This is a genomic window from Arcobacter sp. CECT 8985 (assembly GCF_004116495.1).
GTDB lineage: Bacteria > Campylobacterota > Campylobacteria > Campylobacterales > Arcobacteraceae > Malaciobacter.
In genome coordinates, this window is sequence record NZ_PDKC01000014.1 from 41,472 (window position 1) to 62,641 (window position 21,170).

25 protein-coding genes are annotated in these 21,170 nt (G+C 27.5%); 10 read left to right on the forward strand and 15 right to left on the reverse strand.

Features of this window, described 5'->3' with window-relative positions; all coding sequences use genetic code 11:
- Positions 1-22: 22 nt before the first annotated feature.
- Genes dctP through doeB2 form a run of 4 tightly spaced genes read left to right on the forward strand, consistent with a single transcriptional unit; the run spans position 23 to position 4,162 of the window.
- The gene (gene dctP, locus CRU93_RS07610; protein ID WP_129103595.1) at positions 23-1,036 is read left to right on the forward strand and encodes a TRAP transporter substrate-binding protein DctP; all 1,014 of its coding nucleotides are present in this window, start codon (positions 23-25) and stop codon (positions 1,034-1,036) included.
- Positions 1,037-1,096: 60 nt separating this feature from the next.
- Positions 1,097-1,684, forward strand: a complete 588-nt coding sequence (locus tag CRU93_RS07615) for a TRAP transporter small permease (protein ID WP_129103596.1) — start codon at positions 1,097-1,099, stop codon at positions 1,682-1,684.
- A gap of 9 nt (positions 1,685-1,693) precedes the next feature.
- Positions 1,694-2,977: a TRAP transporter large permease gene (locus CRU93_RS07620; RefSeq protein WP_129103597.1), complete on the forward strand. Its 1,284-nt coding sequence runs from the start codon at positions 1,694-1,696 to the stop codon at positions 2,975-2,977.
- 24 nt (positions 2,978-3,001) lie between these two features.
- The gene (gene doeB2 / locus CRU93_RS07625; protein ID WP_129103598.1) at positions 3,002-4,162 is read left to right on the forward strand and encodes a N(2)-acetyl-L-2,4-diaminobutanoate deacetylase DoeB2; all 1,161 of its coding nucleotides are present in this window, start codon (positions 3,002-3,004) and stop codon (positions 4,160-4,162) included.
- A 2-nt stretch (positions 4,163-4,164) separates the two neighbouring features.
- Here the strand turns inward: doeB2 and CRU93_RS07630 are convergent, their stop codons facing one another.
- The 8 genes from CRU93_RS07630 to CRU93_RS07665 form a co-directional block, all read right to left on the reverse strand.
- On the reverse strand, positions 4,165-4,842 hold the full coding sequence (locus CRU93_RS07630; RefSeq protein ID WP_129103599.1) for a response regulator transcription factor: 678 nt from the start codon (positions 4,840-4,842) through the stop codon (positions 4,165-4,167).
- The gene (locus tag CRU93_RS07635) at positions 4,835-5,971 is read right to left on the reverse strand and encodes a sensor histidine kinase (protein WP_129103600.1); all 1,137 of its coding nucleotides are present in this window, start codon (positions 5,969-5,971) and stop codon (positions 4,835-4,837) included. The genes CRU93_RS07630 and CRU93_RS07635 overlap by 8 nt, the downstream gene beginning before the upstream one ends.
- A gap of 116 nt (positions 5,972-6,087) precedes the next feature.
- Positions 6,088-7,536, reverse strand: a complete 1,449-nt coding sequence (locus CRU93_RS07640; RefSeq protein WP_129103601.1) for a sodium:alanine symporter family protein — start codon at positions 7,534-7,536, stop codon at positions 6,088-6,090.
- Between the two features lie 117 nt (positions 7,537-7,653).
- Positions 7,654-9,057 (reverse strand): ethanolamine permease, encoded by a 1,404-nt coding sequence (gene eat, locus CRU93_RS07645; RefSeq protein WP_129103602.1) that lies wholly within the window; start codon positions 9,055-9,057, stop codon positions 7,654-7,656.
- 9 nt (positions 9,058-9,066) lie between these two features.
- Entirely contained in the window at positions 9,067-9,936 is an 870-nt protein-coding gene (gene eutC / locus CRU93_RS07650) for an ethanolamine ammonia-lyase subunit EutC (RefSeq protein ID WP_129103603.1), read from the reverse strand.
- Positions 9,933-11,339: an ethanolamine ammonia-lyase subunit EutB gene (locus CRU93_RS07655; protein WP_129103604.1), complete on the reverse strand. Its 1,407-nt coding sequence runs from the start codon at positions 11,337-11,339 to the stop codon at positions 9,933-9,935. Before CRU93_RS07655 ends, eutC begins: the two co-directional genes overlap by 4 nt.
- Positions 11,340-11,457: 118 nt before the next feature.
- Complete coding sequence (locus tag CRU93_RS07660; protein ID WP_129103605.1) at positions 11,458-12,174, reverse strand: sulfite exporter TauE/SafE family protein; 717 nt, start codon at positions 12,172-12,174, stop codon at positions 11,458-11,460.
- A 56-nt stretch (positions 12,175-12,230) separates the two neighbouring features.
- Complete coding sequence (locus CRU93_RS07665) at positions 12,231-12,689, reverse strand: hypothetical protein (RefSeq protein WP_129103606.1); 459 nt, start codon at positions 12,687-12,689, stop codon at positions 12,231-12,233.
- A 107-nt stretch (positions 12,690-12,796) separates the two neighbouring features.
- Between CRU93_RS07665 and CRU93_RS07670 the strand changes: the two genes are divergently transcribed.
- The 3 genes from CRU93_RS07670 to CRU93_RS07680 are packed head-to-tail and all read left to right on the forward strand — an operon-like array spanning position 12,797 to position 14,060.
- Positions 12,797-13,066, forward strand: coding sequence for a hypothetical protein (locus CRU93_RS07670; RefSeq protein WP_129103607.1), 270 nt, complete (start codon positions 12,797-12,799; stop codon positions 13,064-13,066).
- Positions 13,038-13,271 (forward strand): hypothetical protein, encoded by a 234-nt coding sequence (locus tag CRU93_RS07675; protein WP_129103608.1) that lies wholly within the window; start codon positions 13,038-13,040, stop codon positions 13,269-13,271. The genes CRU93_RS07670 and CRU93_RS07675 overlap by 29 nt, the downstream gene beginning before the upstream one ends.
- A 3-nt stretch (positions 13,272-13,274) precedes the next feature.
- Positions 13,275-14,060, forward strand: a complete 786-nt coding sequence (locus CRU93_RS07680) for an exodeoxyribonuclease III (protein ID WP_129103609.1) — start codon at positions 13,275-13,277, stop codon at positions 14,058-14,060.
- Between the two features lie 59 nt (positions 14,061-14,119).
- Here the strand turns inward: CRU93_RS07680 and CRU93_RS07685 are convergent, their stop codons facing one another.
- The 5 genes from CRU93_RS07685 to CRU93_RS07705 all read right to left on the reverse strand — a co-directional run bounded on the left by CRU93_RS07685 (position 14,120) and on the right by CRU93_RS07705 (position 18,368).
- Positions 14,120-14,398: an RNA-binding protein gene (locus tag CRU93_RS07685; RefSeq protein WP_129103610.1), complete on the reverse strand. Its 279-nt coding sequence runs from the start codon at positions 14,396-14,398 to the stop codon at positions 14,120-14,122.
- Positions 14,399-14,623: 225 nt separating this feature from the next.
- Positions 14,624-15,478 carry an ADP-ribosylglycohydrolase family protein gene (locus CRU93_RS07690; RefSeq protein ID WP_129103611.1) on the reverse strand — a complete coding sequence of 285 codons (855 nt, stop codon included), beginning with the start codon at positions 15,476-15,478 and terminating at the stop codon, positions 14,624-14,626.
- A gap of 14 nt (positions 15,479-15,492) precedes the next feature.
- The gene (locus CRU93_RS07695; RefSeq protein WP_129103612.1) at positions 15,493-15,759 is read right to left on the reverse strand and encodes a DnaJ domain-containing protein; all 267 of its coding nucleotides are present in this window, start codon (positions 15,757-15,759) and stop codon (positions 15,493-15,495) included.
- A 71-nt stretch (positions 15,760-15,830) separates the two neighbouring features.
- Positions 15,831-16,583 (reverse strand): cache domain-containing protein, encoded by a 753-nt coding sequence (locus CRU93_RS07700; RefSeq protein WP_129103613.1) that lies wholly within the window; start codon positions 16,581-16,583, stop codon positions 15,831-15,833.
- A gap of 93 nt (positions 16,584-16,676) precedes the next feature.
- A complete protein-coding gene (locus tag CRU93_RS07705; RefSeq protein WP_129103614.1) occupies positions 16,677-18,368 on the reverse strand; it encodes an L-lactate permease in 1,692 nt (563 codons plus the stop codon).
- Positions 18,369-18,758: 390 nt separating this feature from the next.
- On the opposite strand from CRU93_RS07705, the gene CRU93_RS07710 reads away from it, so the two are divergent.
- Together CRU93_RS07710 and CRU93_RS07715 are read left to right on the forward strand one after the other, a co-directional pair.
- The gene (locus CRU93_RS07710; RefSeq protein WP_258238862.1) at positions 18,759-19,070 is read left to right on the forward strand and encodes a J domain-containing protein; all 312 of its coding nucleotides are present in this window, start codon (positions 18,759-18,761) and stop codon (positions 19,068-19,070) included.
- 4 nt (positions 19,071-19,074) lie between these two features.
- Positions 19,075-19,569, forward strand: coding sequence for a SprT-like domain-containing protein (locus CRU93_RS07715; RefSeq protein WP_129103616.1), 495 nt, complete (start codon positions 19,075-19,077; stop codon positions 19,567-19,569).
- Here CRU93_RS07715 and CRU93_RS07720 read toward each other — a convergent pair whose 3' ends face one another.
- Together CRU93_RS07720 and CRU93_RS07725 are read right to left on the reverse strand one after the other, a co-directional pair.
- A complete protein-coding gene (locus CRU93_RS07720; protein WP_129103617.1) occupies positions 19,570-20,199 on the reverse strand; it encodes a hypothetical protein in 630 nt (209 codons plus the stop codon).
- A 9-nt stretch (positions 20,200-20,208) separates the two neighbouring features.
- Complete coding sequence (locus tag CRU93_RS07725; RefSeq protein ID WP_129103618.1) at positions 20,209-20,487, reverse strand: putative quinol monooxygenase; 279 nt, start codon at positions 20,485-20,487, stop codon at positions 20,209-20,211.
- Positions 20,488-20,672: 185 nt separating this feature from the next.
- On the opposite strand from CRU93_RS07725, the gene pnuC reads away from it, so the two are divergent.
- Positions 20,673-21,170 (forward strand): nicotinamide riboside transporter PnuC (pnuC, locus tag CRU93_RS07730; protein WP_375153645.1); only part of this gene is annotated, 498 nt, incomplete at its 3' end.

Here is a 21,170-nt window from a genome sequence, read left to right on the forward strand (position 1 = left end):
AAATTAAAAAAAAAGGAAGAATATGAAATTTAATTTTAAATTACTTGTTTTAGCAAGTCTAATTACAGTTACAAGCTTAAGTGCAGCAACATGGAAATATGCCATGGGAGAAGGCAAGAAAGATCCACAAGGTATTTATGCAGTTGCTTTTAAAAACTATATTGAAAAACACTCTGATAATAAAATAGAAATCTATCCAGTTGGTTCTTTGGGAGAAGAGACTGACATGATGGAACAAACTAGATTCGGTATTATTCAATTTTTAGGTCAATCTACAGGATATATGGGTGCAACAATTCCTGAAATGGATTTATTTACTCTACCTTATGTTTTACCAACAGATACAAAAGAGTTAGATTACTTTTTTAAACACTCTAAAGTAATAAATAAAATGTTACCTCCAATTTTCAATAAGCATAAACTTGAACTACTATCAGTATTCCCAGAAGGTGAAATGGCAATTACTACAAATGAAGAGTTTCATTCTCCTGCTGATTTAGAAGGTAAAAAAATGAGAGTTATGCCAGGTTCTCCTATTTTAGTTGATACATATGAAGCTTTTGGTGCTTCTCCTGTACCTATGAGTTGGGGTGATTTAATTGGTGCACTTAAAACAAATATGGTTGATGGACAAGAAAATCCTACAGTTTGGATAGCAGCTTATAATTTAGATAAATTATCAAAAGTATTAACTTATATTGGTCATAGTAGTTTTAATGCAGTTGCAGTTGCAAATAAAGACTTTTATGATAGATTAAGTAAAAAAAATAAAAAGCTTGTTCAAGAAGCAGCAAAATATGCACATAAAGTTATTTTAAAAGCTGCAAAAAATCTTGACAAAAAAGGAATTGAAAAAATCAAGAAAAATAATCCTGATTATAAAATAGTTAGATTATCTGAAAAAGAAAAAAGTTTATTTAAAGAAAAAGCAAAAAAAGTTCAAGATAAGTTTGCTTCAAAAAGCGTTTCAAATAAGAAGTTATTAAATCAAATGAAAGAAGATTTACATGAAGCAGAAAAAAACAATAGTAAATAAGACCTTTTTATGGTCTTATTTAAAATATGAGAAATACTATTTTTTTGCAGGAGTTATATAATGAATAATTCAGAAGATAATTTCCAAAATAGTATCAAATATTTTCTAAGTAGTCTTGATTATATTGATTTGGTAATTAGTAAATTTGAGAAGTTTATGCTTGGAATTGGAGTAATAGCCATGGCTCTAAATACAATTGCAGCAGTTATAAGTAGATTTATATTTGATGATGCAATTGTATCAACAGATGAATTAAATATGATTTTTATAGTTGTTATTACTTTTGCTGGATTAAGTTTTGCAGCAAGACAAGGAAGACATATTAGAATGTCTGCTATATATGACTTATTAGGTAAAAACTTAAAAAAAGTAGTAATGGTAATTATATCATTTGTAACTGGTTCATTTATGCTTTTTCTAGCATATTTCTCAGTTTTATATATTAATGATGTTTATTCAAGTGGAAGAATATTGCCAGCATTAGGAATACCTGTTTATGTAATCTATCTTTGGGTTCCAATAGGATTTATCATAACTGGTTTTCAATATTACTCTACTATTATAAAAAATATTACACAAGAAGATGTTTATCTATCTACAAGTATAAAAGACGGATATAAAAATGAATTTAATGAAGCAGAAGCTTAAAGGATAGAGATGGCTCTTTTAATTTTTTCTATAATGGTAGTATTATTATTAATCGGTTTTCCTATGATGGTACCTTTAATTGCAGGATCTACAGTTGGATTTTATGAAATTTTTGGTGATTTAAATAAAATGCAATTTATGATACAGCAAATGATGGCAGGAATTAGACCAGCAGCACTTATTGCAGTACCTATGTTTATTTTATCTGCTGATATTATGACAAGAGGAAAATCAGCTGAAAAACTAATTGATTTGGTAATGTCCTTTGTAGGACACATAAAAGGTGGATTAGCTGTAAGTACTGCTTGCGCATGTACTATGTTTGGAGCAGTGTCTGGTTCAACACAAGCAACTGTTGTTGCAATAGGTTCTCCTCTTAGACCCAAATTACAAGAGGGAGGATACAAAGACTCATTTATTTTAGCTTTAATAATAAACTCCAGTGATATCGCATTTTTAATTCCTCCAAGTATTGGAATGATTATTTATGGAATTGTTGCAAAAGCATCTATACCTGAACTATTTATAGCAGGTATTGGTCCTGGACTTTTAATACTTTTATTATTTTCTGCATATAGTATTTTTTATGCATATAAACATGATATTCCAACACAAAGAAAATCTACTTGGAAAGAAAGATTTGTTGCATTTTATCATGCTTTATGGCCACTTGGATTTCCAGTAATTATTATTGGTGGAATATTTGGCGGAATATTTAGTCCAACTGAAGCTGCTGCTGTTAGTGTTGCATATGCATTATTTTTGGAAGCAATAATTTTCAGAACTATGAAACTAAAAGATTTTTATAATTCTGCAGTTGCAACTGGTCTTGTAACAGCAGTTGTATTTATATTAGTAGGTGCAGGTGCTGCATTTGCTTGGGTTTTATCTTTTGCACAAGTACCGCAAGATATTTTATCTTCTATTGGTATTGCACAAATGGGTAAATACCAAGTGCTTGGTATAATATCGCTTGCTTTTTTTGTAGGTTGTATGTTTGTTGATCCAATAGTTGTAATCTTAGTATTAGTACCAATTTTTATGCCAGTTGTTAATCAAGTAGGATTAGACCCAGTATTAGTAGGAACAATAATCACACTTCAAGTTGCTATTGGTTCTGCCACACCTCCTTTTGGATGTGATATATTTACTGCAATTGCAATATTTAAAAGACCATATTTTGATGTGATAAAAGGAACACCTCCTTTTATATTTATTTTATTAACAGTTGCAGTATTACTGATATTTTTCCCTCAAATTGCACTATATTTTAGGGATTTAGCTTTTAGATAAACTTATTATAAAAAGGAAGTTCAAATGTATAAAAATTTTGATGAAGTAGTAGAATTTGCTACAAACTTTAGACATAATTTACATAAAAATCCAGAGTTAACATGGGATGAAATAAATACTGCAAAAAAAATTAGAGAGATTTTAAGTAAACATAATATTTCATATAAAACCTATGCTAATACAGGAACTGTTGGACTTCTTGGAGAAAATAAAAAAGGAGTGCATATTGCATTAAGAGGTGATATAGATGCTTTACCTTTAGAAGAAAAAACAGATGTTAAATATAAATCAACAAAACCAAAATGCATGCATGCTTGTGGGCATGATGGACATACGGCAACTTTAATTGCTACAGCAATATGGTTAAAACAAAATGAAGATAAATTAACAAATCCTATTTCTTTGATTTTTCAGCCTGCTGAAGAAGGAGGACATGGTTCTAAAAAAATGATTGAAGAGGGTTGTTTAGAAGGTGTTGATATGATTTTTGGTTGGCATAATTGGCCTGCAATTGAGTATGGCAAAGCAGTATGTCCAGATGGCACAGTAATGGCAGGAAATGCAACTTTTCATATAACATTAAAAGGTTTAGGTGGTCATTCTTCCCAGCCTGAACTATGTAAAGACCCAGTACTTGCAGCATCTGCACTTACAATGGCACTACAACAAATTGTAAGTCGTCAAATATCACCTCAAGAAGCAGTTGTTCTTTCTGTAACTTCAATTGATGCAATTAGCGGTGTTACTGTAATTCCAGACAAAGCAAAAATAGAAGGTTCAATTCGTGTTCCAAAAATTGAATTAAAACAAAAAGTATTTAAACAAATAAAAGAAATTAGCCAAAGTATTGCAACTGCATATAATGTAGATGTTGAAGTAGAATTAAAAGAAAGATATAATCCTACAATAAATCATAAAGAACCTGCATCAAGATTTAGAGAAGTTTTAAAAGACACTCTAGGAGAAAATTGGCAAAGTTCCATTGCTACACCAATTATGGCAAGTGAAGATTTTAGTTATTATTTAAATACAATCCCTGGTGCTTTTGCATTAATAGGTAGTAATGATGGTGAAGAAAAGCACCAAAAGCCTTGTCACAATGTCTATTATGATTTTAATGACAAACTAATAAAACCTGTAAGTATTTCTCTTATGAAATTAGCAAATTTTGATTTTAAGGAGTAATACTAAATTAAAATATAACCTTCTTGAGGAACATTTTTGATTATATTTACAGGTAGTTTTGAACGTAAGTCTTTTATAAAAGATTTTAAAGCATGGGTTGTCATCTCTTTTTCAACCCAAAGTTCTTGTTCTATTTGCTCATATGTTACAATAGAGTTTTTTCTTTTAGCTAGTAGTTGCAAAAAATCTTTTTCTCTTTTTCTTAGAACTATTGTTTCTTTATTTTTATAATGTAATTGTCTTTTTTCAATATCTAAAACTAAATCTTCACATAAAACAATTGGTTTTGAATTCTTTTCAATAAATTTCACCAATGCTTCATTTAATTTTTTTAAATTTAAAGGTTTTAAAATATAATGATTTATATTTAGGTTTATTAAATCCATCAAATACTCTTCATTTGAATAAGCAGTTATCACAAAGATAGTAATATCTTTATCAACTTTTCTTACTCTTTTGATAAATTCAACTCCATTACAATTTTTCATTTGAATATCAGTTAATATAATTTTAGGTTTATAATATTCATATAACTCAAAACCTTCATCTCCATCTTGAGCTTCATAAACATCATCAAAATAGTATTTTAAAGTTTGAACTATTACTTCTCTAATTCCACTTTCATCTTCTACACATAAAATTGGTATATCTTTTAACTCTTTTAATAATCTGTTATTCATTATTTTCTTCCATTATTGTAATTTTAAATACTGCTCCATCAATATCATTATAAACTTCTAATTGCCCATGCATATTTGTTTCAATTATTAGTTTAGAGATATAAAGACCTAAGCCAGTACCTTTGGATGAATCTTTTGTACTATAATATGGATCAAAAATCAAATCAATATTATCCTCTTCTATTCCACCTGCATTATCTTTTATTTTAACAATTCTTGCATTTTCTTTATTTTGTATTATTATATCAATTTTAGGATTTTTTATTTTTCTTTCTACTAAAATATCTCTTGCATTTGATAAAAGATTTAAAATAACTTGTGAATATTCACTTGGATAACCATAAATAGATTTACCATCTTCATTTTTTATATTTAATTTTATAGAACTATAATCTAAAGTTGCATTAATTAAATTTATTGCTTTATTACAAGCATCAATTGCAAGAAAATGTTCTTTTTTCTTATCTGGTTTATAAAAATTTCTAAAATCATCAATAGTATTTGACATAAATTCAATCATTTTATCACTTTTTTCAACAGAGTCCAAAATGTGATTATTGTTTACTTTTTTTAATCTTGTTGCAACTTCTAATTCCATTAAAATCACAGATAATTGAGTTAAAGGTTGCCTCCATTGATGAGCAATCATACTTAACATTGTACCCATTCTTGCAAGTCGCGATTGTTGAAGAATTTTCTTGTCTTTTCTTTTTGCTTCTTGGATTCCTTCATTTACTTTTTGGGATAAGCTTTGGTTTAAATTTTGAAGTTTTTTCTCTTTTGATTCTACTTGGTTTTTATATTTTCTTACAACATCATTTATAATTGAGACCATAATAAAAGAGAATATTGCCATTGTAATTACTACTATTTGAGTTAATAACATCATAAATTCTTTATATTTTTGTTCTCTTTTTTCATGTTTTTGTTTTATATTAGTAAGAAGTCTAGTTATCTCTTCTTTAGACTTATTTTGTTTTACATATATAGTTCTATATTCAGTTAAATCTTCATAAAAATTCTCTTCTGATAATTTCAAATAATAAGAAGTAGCAAAAAAAGATATAAATATTACAAATAAAAAAGGCATGATAATAGTAAAAAAAGGTATTCCCTCTTTTGTAAACATAGTAGTCCCTTGAAAATATCTATTTAATTTAAAATATTATAACAAAGTTTTAATAATAGGTATTATTCCTAGTTAGTTAAAGTAGCATATAAATAAAGTGTAAGAGATTGAATCTCTTACGCTTTAGTAGTCTCTCTTTTGTCGTTGATATTATCAACAATCTCTTTCCAAGTAGTTTCATCGATTTTAAATTCTTTATAATCGTTATATCTTAGAACAGGTTTTTTACCCTCTTTTATTTGTCTATCATAACCTTTAATAAGTCTTAATGCAGGTTTATATAATAAAGCAATTGCTGTCATATTAATAACTGCTAATAATCCCATAGATAAATCTGCAAATGAGAAGATTGAACCTAAATCTTGTAATGATCCCCAAATAATTAATCCAGCTACAAAAAGTCTAAATAAATTAAAGTATAATTTATTTCCTTTTGAGAAGAAGTTTAATGAGTTTTCTGCAAGGTAATAATTATATAAAATTGAAGAAAAACCAAATAAAAATAGTGCTATTGTTACAAAATATCCACCTAATGGCCCAATATGTTCAATTAAAGAGTTTTGAGTTAATAAAACTCCATCAACACCAGAAATACCAGGAGTATAAACACCAGATAGAAGAATAATAAATGCAGTACACGAACATAAAATAATTGTATCAATAAATACAGAAAAAGATTGAACAATACCTTGTTGTACTGGGTGAGCAACATAAGCTACTGCTGCAACGTTTGGTGCTGAACCAAGACCTGCTTCATTTGAGAACATTCCTCTTTTTGCACCTTGTAAAATAACAGCACCTAAACCACCTGCAATTGCAGAACTTGGTGCAAATGCTTCTTTAACAATTAAAGAGATTAAAGATGGAATTTCAGATATATTAAGTCCAATAACAACTATTGCAATTAATAAATATCCTAATGCCATAATAGGAACAATAACTTCAGAAATTTTTGTAATTCTTTTAATTCCTCCAAAAACTGCAAAACCAAAAACTAAAGTTAATGCAATACCAGTTACCCAAGTAGGAATAGAAAATGAAGATTCAAAAGAAGTAGTAATAATAAAAGATTGTGTTGCATTAAAAGCAAAGCCAAAAGTAATCATAAGTAATATAGAAATAATAATACCTAACCATCTTTGACCTAATGCTTTAGTTACATAATATGCTGGTCCACCTCTATATACATTAGAATCAATACCATCTTTTTCTTTATAAAGTTGAGCTAAAGAACACTCAAAGAAACTTGTACTCATACCAATAAGACCGATAATCCACATCCAAAAAACTGCTCCTGGTCCACCTAAAGTAATTGCAACTGCAACACCGGCAATGTTTCCACCACCAACACGACCAGCAACACTTAACATTAATGCTTGGAACGAACTAATATGCCCCTCTTTATCATGTACTGTATCTCTTAATATATTAAACATCTTAAAAAAATATCTAAACTGTACAAATCTTGAACTTATTGTGAAAAATAGACCTAATATTGGAAGTAAATAAAGTAAGATATTACCCCATATTAAATTATTCAAAAATTCATTTATTTCTGATAACATTATTCTCTCCTTATATGTTATTAAAAAACTTTAACATATCAAGGTGGGGTAAAAGTGTAATTTATATGTAAATTGATAGATATAATAAAAAATAAGAGAAAATCTCTTATTTTATTATTATGCTGCTTCTAGTTCACTTTCTGCTTGTTCAAGCATAGCAAACTCTTCATCTGCTGTTTTTGCAACAAGTGTATTTTTACTATAGAAGAAATAATATATTGCCCCTATTGCATATATAATCAATGTATAGTTAAATGCTCTTGGATCAAATGCATAAACACCTGTTAAAGCAACTAGACTTAAAATCAATGAAATTGATGATGTAATAACACCACCTGGAGTTTTATATGGTCTTTGTAAATCTTTTCTTTTTATTCTTAATAATATATGACTTAAAGACATCAATGCATATGAAATAGTTGCACCAACAACTGCCATAGCTAACATCAAGTCACCTTCACCACTTAATGATGCTAAAAATCCTAATATACCAGGAATAACTAAAGCCCAAGTAGGAGTTTTTCTTTTACTTGTTAAAGATAAAAATTTTGGTAAATATCCTGCTCTTGATAGAGCAAAAATCAATCTACTATATCCAAAAATAATAGAAAAGAATGATGCAATTAAACCAGCTAACCCTAATACATTTACTATTGTTGCTAAAGTAGTACTTCCAGTTGCATTTAATGCATCAACTAAAGGTACTGCACTTTTTCCAATCATACTTGCACTTGAAGAACCAGCTAATAAAAATAGTACTAATACTGCAGTAAAAAATAGAAATACCATTGCTGCAATTATACCTTTAGGTACATCTTTTGCTGGATTTTTTGCTTCTTCTGCTGCTAAAGGCACACCTTCAACTGCTAAGAATAACCACATACCAAAAGGTAAAGCAGCCCATACTCCATACCAACCATATGGTAAAAATTCACTTGCACCCATCGCATCAGCACTTGCTTTTATATCAAATAAATTTGTAACATTAAAATCACCAAGTAACGCAAAAGCTGTAGCAATAATTGCAAATACAGCAAATCCACTAATAATCATCATACTTTTTAATGCTTCACCAACACCTAAAAGATGAATTGCAATAAATACAGCATAAAAAGTAGCATATACAATTGGACCATTTATTCCTAGTAGTGCCTCAACTGCAGAACCAATAAAAATAACAATAGCAGCTGGTGCTAATGCATACTCAATTAGAATTGCAAGACCAGTTAAATACCCACCTGCTGGACCCATAACTTGTCTTGCGAAACTATAACCACCACCTGCAGCTGGAATTGCTGCTGACATTTCAGCTAATGATAAAACCAAACAAAAATACATTAAAGCCATAAGTCCTGCTGCAATTGCAAAACCACCCCAACCTGCTTCTGCTATACCAAAATTCCAACCTGCAAAATCACCTGAAATTACATATGAAATTCCTAATCCAGTTAATAATAGCCAACCTGCTGTTCCTCTTTTTAGTTGTCTTTTTGCTAAATAATCTTTATTTAATGTTTCCATTCCTCTTCCTTATTTAATTAAAAAATTTTTCTCTTCATCAAAACTATTTTCTATTATGTTATCTTGCGTCCTTTCTTTTAAATTCACTCCACTTAATTTAACCCTTCTTGACTCTTTAATTAAGTACATTGATTTATTTACAGCTTCATCATAAGATAAACCATCTAGTCTAACATTGGAAATACAATTTCTATATGCATCAGTAAGCCCTACTTTAGGATTATATGTTAAGTATAATCCTAAACTATCAGGAGAACTAAGTCCAGGTCTTTCACCAACTAAAACCATTACTGCTTTTGCATTCAAAAGTGAGCCTACCTCATCACCAATTGCAACTCTTCCTTGTTGAACAATTGTAATAGGAGCTAATTTCCAACTATCTTGTTCATTTGCCAATGATGAAGTTAATTTTTGTATATATTTAACTGCATTTTCTTTTATAGCAAAAGAAGATAACCCATCAACAATAACTATTGCTAAATCATACGTAGTATCTTCATTTGAAAAGTTTTTTAATAAGTTAATTGAGTGTTCATCTAACCTTCTTCCTAAATCTGGTCTTTGAAGATATATACTTCTATTTTGTGCTTTTGAATGTAAAAGTATTGGAGTACAACCATCTTGGATTAATCCAGTCTCAGTGATTTGATTATTTAAAAGTTTCATATCAATTGGCATATTATTTAACTCTTGACTTAAGCTTTCAACATCTAATGGTAAATGTACAGCATCTTGTGCTTGTGCATGTGCTAATTGAAAAGCCAATAACTCATTTGTAGGAAGATTTACTCCTACTCTACCTAAACCAATTCTAGCTTCAGTAAACTCTTTAAGTACATCCCATCTATTTTTTATTACACAATCTTCTGATTTACTCATGCACTAACTCCTATTAAGTTATTTAAAGGTTTTGAGAAAGCTAGTGGCATTTTTTTATTTAATATGAAGTTTTTCATATCACTAAAAATATCCATTTTTTCTAGCCATTGTTCAAACTCAGGAGCAGGCTTTAATCCTAATACTTTTCTTGCATATAAAGCATCATGAAATGATGTACTTTGGTAATTAAGCATAATATCATCAGCTCCAGGAACTCCAATAATGAAATTACATCCAGCAACAGATAATAAAGTTAATAAATCATCCATATCATTTTGGTCTGCTTGTGCATGATTTGTATAACAAATATCACATCCCATAGGTACACCTAAAAGTTTCCCACAAAAATGATCTTCTAGTCCTGCTCTAGTTATCTCTTTTCCATCATATAAATATTCAGGACCTATAAATCCAACAACAGTATTTACTAATAGTGGGTCAAACTTTTTAGCAACTGCGTAAGCTCTTGCTTCACAAGTTTGTTGGTCAACGTTATGATGCGCATTTGCAGATAGTGAACTTCCTTGTCCTGTTTCAAAATACATCACACTATTTCCAACTGTACCTCTTTTTAAACATAGTGCTGCATCTTGTGCTTCTTTTAAAGTATTTAAATTAAATCCAAAACTTGAGTTTGTAGCTTGCGTTCCACCAATTGATTGGAATACTAAATCAACAGGAGCACCATTTTCAATACATTCAATAGTATTTGTAACATGTGTTAATACACAAGATTGTGTAGGAATTTCATATTTTTGAATTACTTCATCCATAAGTTTAAGAAGTTTTGTAGCTTGAGATATATTATCTGTTGCTGGGTTTATTCCAATTACTGCATCACCATTTGCATATAATAAACCATCTAAAATACTTGCAGCAATTCCAACAACATCATCTGTTGGATGATTTGGTTGCAATCTTGTTGAGAGTCTTCCATCTAATCCAATTGTATTTCTAAAAGATTTAACAACTTTTGCTTTTTTTGCAACTAAAATAAGTTCTTGATTTCTCATTATTTTACTAACTGCTGCAATCATTTCTGGAGTAAAACCATCTTGAGCTTTATGAATTACTTCTGTTGTTGTTTCATCACTTAATAACCAGTTTCTAAAATCGCCTACTGTCATATGAGAAATACAACTAAAAGCTTCTTTATCATGTTCATCTAAAATAAGTCTTGTAATTTCATCTTCTTCGTATGGTATTAATGCTTCATTTAGAAAAGTTTTTAAAGGTACTTCTGCAAGTTTCATTTGAGCAACAACTCTTTCTTGTGAAGAGCTAGCTGCAACTTGTGCAAGTACATCTCCTGATCTTTTTGGAGTTGCTTTAGCCATAAGTTCAGCTAAGTTTTTAAAACTGTAAGTTCTATTACCTAAATTATATCTATAAGGACTTGTCATTCATTCTATCCTTTAAAGTTGATAGAAGAATGATATCATTTTTTATTTATATAGTAACACTTTTTTATGTATATAAAATATACATATATATTGAACATTTAATATATAAAATTATATTTTATAAAAAAACACTTACTATTACTTTTATGGCTAATAAAGATAAAAGGATTTTAAGTATATTTCTAAATTTTTTTCCATCTATTTTATCTCTTAATTTAGTTCCTGCATAGCTTCCCAATACTGCACCAATAATCATAAAAAGTAAAGTAGAAATATAATCAAAAAATGCAAAACCAAAAAATATAAAAACAAACACTTTAAAGATATGTGTAATTCCCATAAGTGCAGCAGCAGTTGCAACAACTCTATTTTTATCTTCAAAATCTTTATAAAGAAGTGTCATTGTTAAAGGTCCAGTTGCTCCAACAACTAAAGATAATCCAGTTTGAAAAAAACCAATAATAAAATAACTCTCAAATCTTTTTATTTTTTCATTGAATTTTTGTGACCACAAAGAAAGAAGAATATATACACCAATAAATAAAGGTACATACTCTAATGAGATATAATATATAATTGAAGAAATCAATGCAATTCCAAGTAAAGAACCTAAAATAAACTTAGGAAGTACTTGAAATTGTACATCTTTATAACCAAAAACTGCTCTACTAAAGTTACTTGTCATTTGTGTTAACCCATGTACAGGAATAAGAGCATTAACAGGTAAAAAAGAAGGTAGAATTGCAATTAAAATCATTCCTCCACCTAATCCAACAACACCTGCAACAGTAGAAGTGAAAAAAGTAATTAATCCAAGTAGTAAATCAATAAGCATAAGACCTCGTTAAATGAAATAAAATAACAAAAGTTGCCTTAATAATTATAGATTTATTACATATTATTTATATCTTTTAAACAGTAATTAATTTTATTTGTCATTGATAAAAAGCTTTTTGCATTAGAAGTACATTTATTCTTATGCTTTTCACCAGATACAGATATTTTTACATTATCTAATTTTACAATAAAGTCATCATTTTTAGTATATCTATTTGTTTTATTTAATATGTATACTATATTTTTATTAGCGTAAATACATACTTTAAATTTTGATTTATTTTTTACATAGTATTTTCTATCTTCTTTAGGTACCAAAAAGCAAAAAGATGGTACTTTAAAGTCATTTTTTATATTCTGATAAATTCCTAAATTATAAAAAAAATTTAAATTTTTTATTTTGTTTTTATTGTATGATACATTAAATTTTCCTTGCATTAAAATATTATTATATTTATATGAAGATCCATGCATAAAAACTGATAAAAAAACAGATATGAAAATTAATTTCATTATTATTCCTTTTGAAGACAAAAATTATATGGAATAAAATAAAAACACAACTTATAATAGCACATTAAAATAATTTTTTAATGTGCTATTTAAAAAGGCATAAAATTATGGATATCTTTCAATGGATTGGTTTTTTAGGTATGTCATTTGTAGTAACTGCATATATGCTATTACAAGTGAATAAATGTAATATTTACTCTACTTCATATCAAATATTGAATTTAACAGGTGCAATACTGTTATTAATTTCTCTTTTTGTACATTTTAATCTTGGTTCTTTTGTAATTGAGGTATTCTGGATTGTTATTACAATATATGGTATATTAAAAAATTTAAAAGGTAAAAAAAATGAAAAAAATTCTAATTTTAATTCTTAGTTTAGCTACTTTTTCTTTTGCAAATTCTACTTATGGAAAAATAGATATGCATGGAGGAAAGCAAGATAGTTTAATAAATAATAGTAATAGTTTTAAAAAGAAAAATTTTAATAGTTTTTCAAATTCTTTTACAAAAGATAATAATAAAAAAGAGCTAAAAAGAAAAAATAATAAAAACGATAAAAAAAAGAAAAAGAAGGATTAACATATGCAAAAATACAAATTTATATCTTGGAATGTAAATGGAATAAGAGCAGTTGATAGAAAAGATGGTTTAAAATGGATTGATGAAGATAGCGTTGATATTTTAGGGTTACAAGAAATAAAAGCAGAAGAGAATCAAATTCCAAAAACTATATTCGAAAAAGAGTACAAATTTAAACATATTAATCCTTGTAGCATAAAAGGACGTTCGGGAACTGCACTTTATAGTCAAATTGAACCTTTCTTTAGTGACAATACTATAAATGTAGATATATTAAAAGAAGGAAGAATAAACGAAGCACATTTTGATTTTAATGGGAAAAAAGTAGCCTATTTTAATGTATATTTTCCAAATGGACAAAGTAAAGAAGAAAGACTTGTTTACAAAATGGAATTTTATGATAGATTTTTAGAACATTGTGAAAACTTAAAAAAAGATGGATTTTCTATAATAATTTGTGGAGATGTAAATACTGCACATACAGAAATTGATATTGCAAGACCAAAGGCAAATGAAAAAACTTCAGGATTTCTTCCAATGGAAAGGGAGTGGATTACTAATTTTTTAAATCATGGATATATTGATACTTTTAGATACATGAATAAAGATTTAAAAGATAAATATAGCTGGTGGAGTTATAGAGCAAATGCAAGGGCTAATAATGTAGGCTGGAGAATTGATTATTTTTATGTAAGTGAAGATTTAAAAGACAATATAAAAAGTGCTTATATTTTAGATGATTATATGGGAAGTGATCATTGTCCGATCGCATTAGAGATTGAGCTATAAAAAAAGGGGTGTAAAATACACCCCTCCAAATAAAAACCTTAAAACTTTAAAATAATATACTAGAATCTATTATTAAAGTTTCTTCTTGGTCTCTCTTCTCTTGGTTTTGCCTCATTAATTTTAAGAGTTCTACCTTCGAATTCTTTTCCATTTAATTCATCAATTGCATTTTGTCCAGCTGCATTGTCATCCATACCAATGAAACCGAAACCTTTTGCTCTTCCAGTCTCTCTATCTGTGATGATTTTAACAGAATTAACTTCTCCATACTGAGCAAATAAAGCTCTTAAACTCTCTTCAGTAGTCCCATAAGACATATTCCCAACGTAAATTTGCATAATTTCTTTTCCTTTAAATATTATATAATTAACGAACCTTTACTTAACTTTATTTATATTTGGGAATATGAATATTGCCAGTTAAGGAACATTAAATATATTAGTAAGAAGATTATACTATAAAAAAAGGGAAAATATGTCAATTTTTAGTATAAATATTAAAATAATTATAAATTTTAATCAAAAAGCCCTATTAATGGTAACAAAATGCAACATTTTTTATCATTAGATAATAACTTTTATCTTTGACCATGAAATTGGAAGAGAATTTATACCATTTTTAGCAACAAATATCATCGATGCAACCATACCTCTTGCACTAGAATCTCCACCTGCTTTTGCATTGTTAATTAGAAGTTCTTTTAAACTTTTATATTTTAGTAGAAGATGTAAAACACTTGGAAAAGATTCTTTTGTATCACAAGCTGGGCCATTTTGTCTTATTGTCTCAAAAGTATCATCATTTATTGATGAAAAAGCACTTTTTATGTATTTTTGAATATCTTTAGGAGAACTTTCTTTTAATGAAGTTATTGCATTTGATATATCTTCTCCTTCTAATACCTTTATTAATAATTTAGCAAAAAAAGAGCTTGCGGCTAAAGATTCATATGAATTATGTGTTAATTTTGTAAATTTTTCTACATTACTAAAAAATTCATTTTTATCTTTTGATACAAATAATAAAGAAGGAATTCTTCCTACAATTGAAAAATCTGATGAACTAGAACCTTCTACTAATCCCTCTTTTAATTTTTCAATACTATTTCGTGAAGAAGAATCAATATATCCATTATATGAATCCATTTTTTTTAACCAATATTTTGCATACTCTTTTTCATCAAAAGTATCATTTTGTTTTATAAACTCATATAACCAGTAAGTATGATCCCCATAATGTGTAAATTCTCCTGCAATTTTTCCTTTATGCCATACAGAACAAGCATTATTTAATTCATTCCAATCTATATTTAAGTTTTTTAGTTGTTTTTCATCATATATCCAATGAGAACCCAAACAATATGAATCTGTAATAAGTGTTGCCAAAACTATCTCTTTTACTTTTTTTAACTCAAACATTTATCTTCCTTTTTTTAAATATTCCAATTTTTATAGTTTGTAAAAGATGGATATTGTTTTTTAAACTCATCCTCTTCAAAACTAAACTTATAATTATCTATATAATTTAATAAAAGTTCATATGATTCTTTTAATTCTTGAAATTTTTCATCACTTCCTGTTGGAGTATCTGGATGATATTTTTTAGATAACTTTAAATACTTCTGTTTTAACTCTTTTTTTGATGTTTTTGTTAAGATACCAAACAGATCAACTGCTTTTTCAAACTCTTCTTTATCCATTAACATTAACCTTTATAAAAATATATCATAAATTATTTATTTTAATATTATAAATTTGTATTAGTATATTTTTATTCATACTCTTCTTTTGTACTTTTTTTATCTCTTTTTGTTGATAGAGCAAGAGTCATCAAAGATATAATAATTAGTACAATAACAAAAATTATAGAACAAATTAAAATAACTATTTCAAAACTCTCTTCAGAGTTTTTTTTCATCTTTGCTACTTTAGCATCTACCTCATCTAAATATGCACCTGTTCCTACAATCCAATCCCAAGGTTCAAACTTTTTTACATATGAAAATTTTTCTTTTGCTAATTTTTCATTTGGCTTAGGCCACATATACATAACCACACCACCCTCTTTTTTTTGATTTGCTAAAAAGACAATATCTTTAAACATAAAATTCCCTTCCTTGTCTTTCATATTTGTCAAATCTTTTGAATTTAAATTTTTTAAAATTGGGTGCATTATCATAATATGTTTACTATTATTAACCCAAAAGTATCCATTTTTAGAATATCTTATTTTAGTGATAAGTTCCAATGCTTGCTTCTTATAAATATCTGTAGATTTTGCATTTTGTTTTTGAGATTGTATATAAAAGTAATTGATTGTATTAATAGCAATTTGAACATAATTTTCAAGTTCTTTTTTCTTTTTATCATATATGTCAGTTTTATATTCATCAATGGTTGAATTGTTTATTGTATCTATTGTAAAAATAGTTCCAATTAAAGATGCTATTGCAATAAAAAAAATTATAAGTATTGAAACTACAATAATTTTAGTTTTAACAGAGACACTTATTGTACTAGTCATAAAATCTCCTAAGACTATTTAAAATTAGTATACTTCAAAAAGAAGTAAGTGTCAAATAATTTAATAAAAAAAAGGGAGATAAATCCCTCTTTTTTACATTAATGGATCTGTAATTCCTAAGAAATACATTCCTATTAGACCTAAAATACCTGCTACTAAGCAGTAGTAAATTGTAGGTATAATTGTTTTTCTTAATGTCTCTCCCTCTTGATCAAGTAAACCAACTGTTGCAGATGCTGCTACAACATTATGAATTGCAATCATATTTCCAGCCGCTGCTCCAACTGCTTGTAAAGAGATCATTAGTGCAGTTGATACACCTAGTGCATTTCCAACACCAAACTGAAATTGACTTAACATCATATTTGAAATTGTATTACTTCCGGCAATAAAAGCACCTAATGCACCAATCATTGATGCAAATAAAGGATATATATCTCCTACAGAAGTTGCAACAAAATTTGCCATTGCAATTGGCATTGAATCAAAACCTGAAGTATTAACTCCAGAGTTAATTAAAATTCTTACTAGTGGAATTGTAAAAACTAATACAAAACCTGCACCAAGCATAACTTTTGAAGATTCGCTAAAAGCATCTTTTAATTCTGATGTTTTCATTTTATGGAAAAAGAAAGTAATTAAAACAACAAAAACTAAAATTCCACCTGGTAAATATAATGGAGCAATTGTATAACCTAATCCCTCTCCTAAAATATTTTTAAATGGTATTACTAATGATTTAACAAAAGCTTTTGCCTCATCACTAACTCTTGTAATAACTAATATTACTGCTACTAGTACATATGGTATCCAAGCTTTTGTCATTGAAATTGGTGCTTTTGTTGAAGTAATTGAATCTATTTTGATTTCTAATTCACTCACCCATTTTGCTGGCCATTGTTCTTTTGGAGCAAAATCCCAAGCTTTTTTAGGAATTAAAAATCCTTTTTTAGCAGCAAATATTACAACTGGTAAACCAACTAAAGCCCCTACTAATGATGGGAACTCTGCTCCTAAAAATACACCTGTTAATGCATATGGAATAGTAAAACACAACCCTGCAAATATTGCAAATGGAGCAATACTTAAACCTTCAGTCCATGATTTATTTTGACCAAAAAATCTAGTTAACATAATAGTCATAAATAAAGGTATCAAAGTTCCTGTAATTGCATGAATAATTGCAACTTCAGAAGTAATAATTTGTAAATATGATTCCCAATTTGAGCCTACTGCTTGAAGTTGTGCTGAAATTGTTTGACTATCCAATCCTTTATTTACCCCAATTAAAATAGGAGTACCAACTGCTCCAAAAGATACAGGTGTACTTTGAATCATCATCCCCACCATAACTGCAGCCATAGCTGGAAAACCAATAGCCACTAACAAAGGAGCTGCAATTGCTGCTGGTGTTCCAAAACCTGAAGCTCCTTCTATGAATGATCCAAATAACCATGCAATGATAATAACTTGTACTCTTCTATCTGGACTAACGTTATTAAAACCTTGTCTAATTACTGCAATTGCACCTGAATGTTTTAATGTATTTAATAATAAAATAGCACCAAAAATAATCCATAAAACTGCAACTGTAATAAGAAGACCCTGAATTGTTGAAGCTAATACTCTATTAAAACTTACTTGCCAAACAAAATATGCTACTAATGCAGTAGCAACATAAACTACCGGCATTGCTTTTTTTGCAGGTAATCTAAATCCAATTAATAAAATTGCTGCAATAAAAATAGGTAATGCAGCAAAAAGCGCTTGTATACTGATATCCATTATTTCTCCTTTAGACAAAACAAATAATAAAATATAGATGTGATAAAGATATGATAAAAATAATCTTGAAAAAAATTTCAAAGATATAATTTTTTCTTGGGTATTTATGTAACAAAAATGTCTACATGTTTTTTTTAATATTTTATATTTTAAATTAGCTTTTTTATCTAATTCTAGTATTCTTTTTGTATAATTAATTATCTTATATAAAAAGGTATTTTATAAACTATGAATAACGGCACTTTTATTTACATATTTAATAGGCTATTACGTACAGGTATTTTACTATTTGTACTATATTTAATAATGGCAAATTTCACAACATTTTTATTAATAATATTTGTGTTATTTTTATTAATCTATTTTTTCATTTATAAAAAACTAAAAAATATGTCTAATGGATTTAAGTTTACATATACACAAAATGATTTTGGTAATAATCAAAGGCAATATCAAAATTTCAACTTTAATGATTTTGATTTTAATAATTTCAATGAGCAATTTGCACAAAAACCAGGACTTGGTGAAGTAGAAAAAGCAAAAGAATTTTTTGGATTTACTCAAGAACCAACAAAAGAAGAAATAAAAAAAAGATATAAAGAATTAGCAAAAAAATACCACCCAGATATTAATGGAAGTGATGATACTTTGATGCAAGAACTTAATCACTATAAAGAAGTACTTATTAAACACGTAGGATAATACTTTGCAAACAAAAAAAATGATAAATATATTTTTATTTATCACAATGTTTTGTCTCATTTTTTTAATCTATCTTTGGTATAGTGATTATGAATTTAAACATAATCCTATACCCCAAAATATACAAAGCCAAATTCAAAAGAAAAAAATTGAGTTAAAAAGCTTAACATATAAAAAGTACAAAATAAGATATGATGTTCCAGTAATAATATCAAGAAAATTAAACAACAATCAATTTGGTATGACCATATATAAAAATAAAAATATTATTATACTTTTAAATAAAAATAGATTTAAAGAAAACAGTTCATATATGATAAATTCAGTTTTACCACATGAATATGCACATGCAGTGATGTTTTTACTTGGAGATTTTTCAAAAGAAAATGGAAGTCATACAAAAAGATGGCAAGAAATTTGTATAAATTTAAAAGGAAAAGGTTGCAATAGATTTGTTAATAACAATGATATAATCATTGAAAAAACAAATCCATTTTAATTATTTTGAAAGTGTACTTATAGAGTATATTTTCGATGCCCATTGCTCATCAAAAAGGTTATCTTCTTGAATCACAGAATCAGCAACAGCTTCTAGTTCATCACTATTTTCGCAAGATTTAATGGCCTTTTCATAAACTTCTTTTGCCATTTCTTTATCATTTAACATATTTGAATCACACAAAGATTCTGCAATTGCTACAAAATCAAATGCAGTTTTTGATTTAGAGATTGCTTCTTCATAAACTTTTTTTGCCATTTCTTTATCATAAAAAGAATCTTTTTTAGTAGCTAACATATCTGCAATATGTCTTAAATCTCTTAATAAAACCACTTTAGAAATAGCTAATTTATAAGCTTCTTTTGCCAAAGTAATATCACATAAACCATCTTCTTTACTTATATAAAATGCAAAATCTATATAATCTCTAAAATCTTTTGATAAAGCCAATGCGCAGTGAAAAACTTTTCTTGATATGTCATGATTATTATCAAATTTGTCTGTAGAGAAAAGATAACCCCATTTTGCAAGGTTTATATCATATGCAAAATCTTTTAATATTTGTTCAAAATCTTCATGATTACTATATTGTTGTGTTATTTCTTTTAATATCTGTTTTTTTTCTATCACTTAATTCCCTTAAAAATTAGGAAGTACTTCTTCCCTTTTTAAAAACTCTTTTCTATGTGTGTTAAACTCTTTAAAGAATTCACTATTTTTGTAGTTAGTATAAGACTCATCGTCTCTCCACTCTTCATAAACTAATAGTTCTGTATCATCTTCGTCAGCTTCATAAACTTCATAATTTATACAACCATCTATTTGTTTCACGCTTAAAAGATGAGAAAATAATGCTTTTTTTAATTCATTTTGCTTATTTGCTTTTGCAATACAAACTGTTTGTTTAATTAAACTCATTTTATTCCTATAATATATTTTAAAATTGTAATGTACCTTATAGTAAGTTAGATGATACTTACACACTGTATAATTTTATCTATCTTTGGATATATTTTCACTTTTATAAAGGATAAAATATAGAAAATATTTTCAATACATTAATTCAAACAATATTATCAACCTCAATTTATGAGGCATTGGCTATGTTTTTATCAATAATTTATTTATTACTTGCAATAAAACAAAACCTTTGGTGTTGGGTTGCTGCATTTTTTAGTACTTTAATATATTCAATACTTTTTTTTGATGCAGCTTTACTTATGGATTCATTTTTAAATTTTTATTATTTAATAATGGCTATTTATGGTTGGTATTCTTGGAAATATTCAAATGGTATAAAAAAAGATGCCAAACTTAATATCTCAACTTTTTCATTTTCAAGAAATATCAAAGATGTAATTTTATTATCTATAATATCATTAGTTTTAGGTTATTATATGAAAAACTATACTACTGCTGATTATGCTTATATTGATACTTTTACAACAGTATTTGCTATTTATTCTACTTATTTACTTGCAAAAAAAGTGATTCAAACCTGGTTATATTGGATTATTATTGATGCGGTTTCTATATACATATATATAAATAAGAATTTTTATTTAACTGCTTTATTATTTTTAAAATATACAATTCTTGCT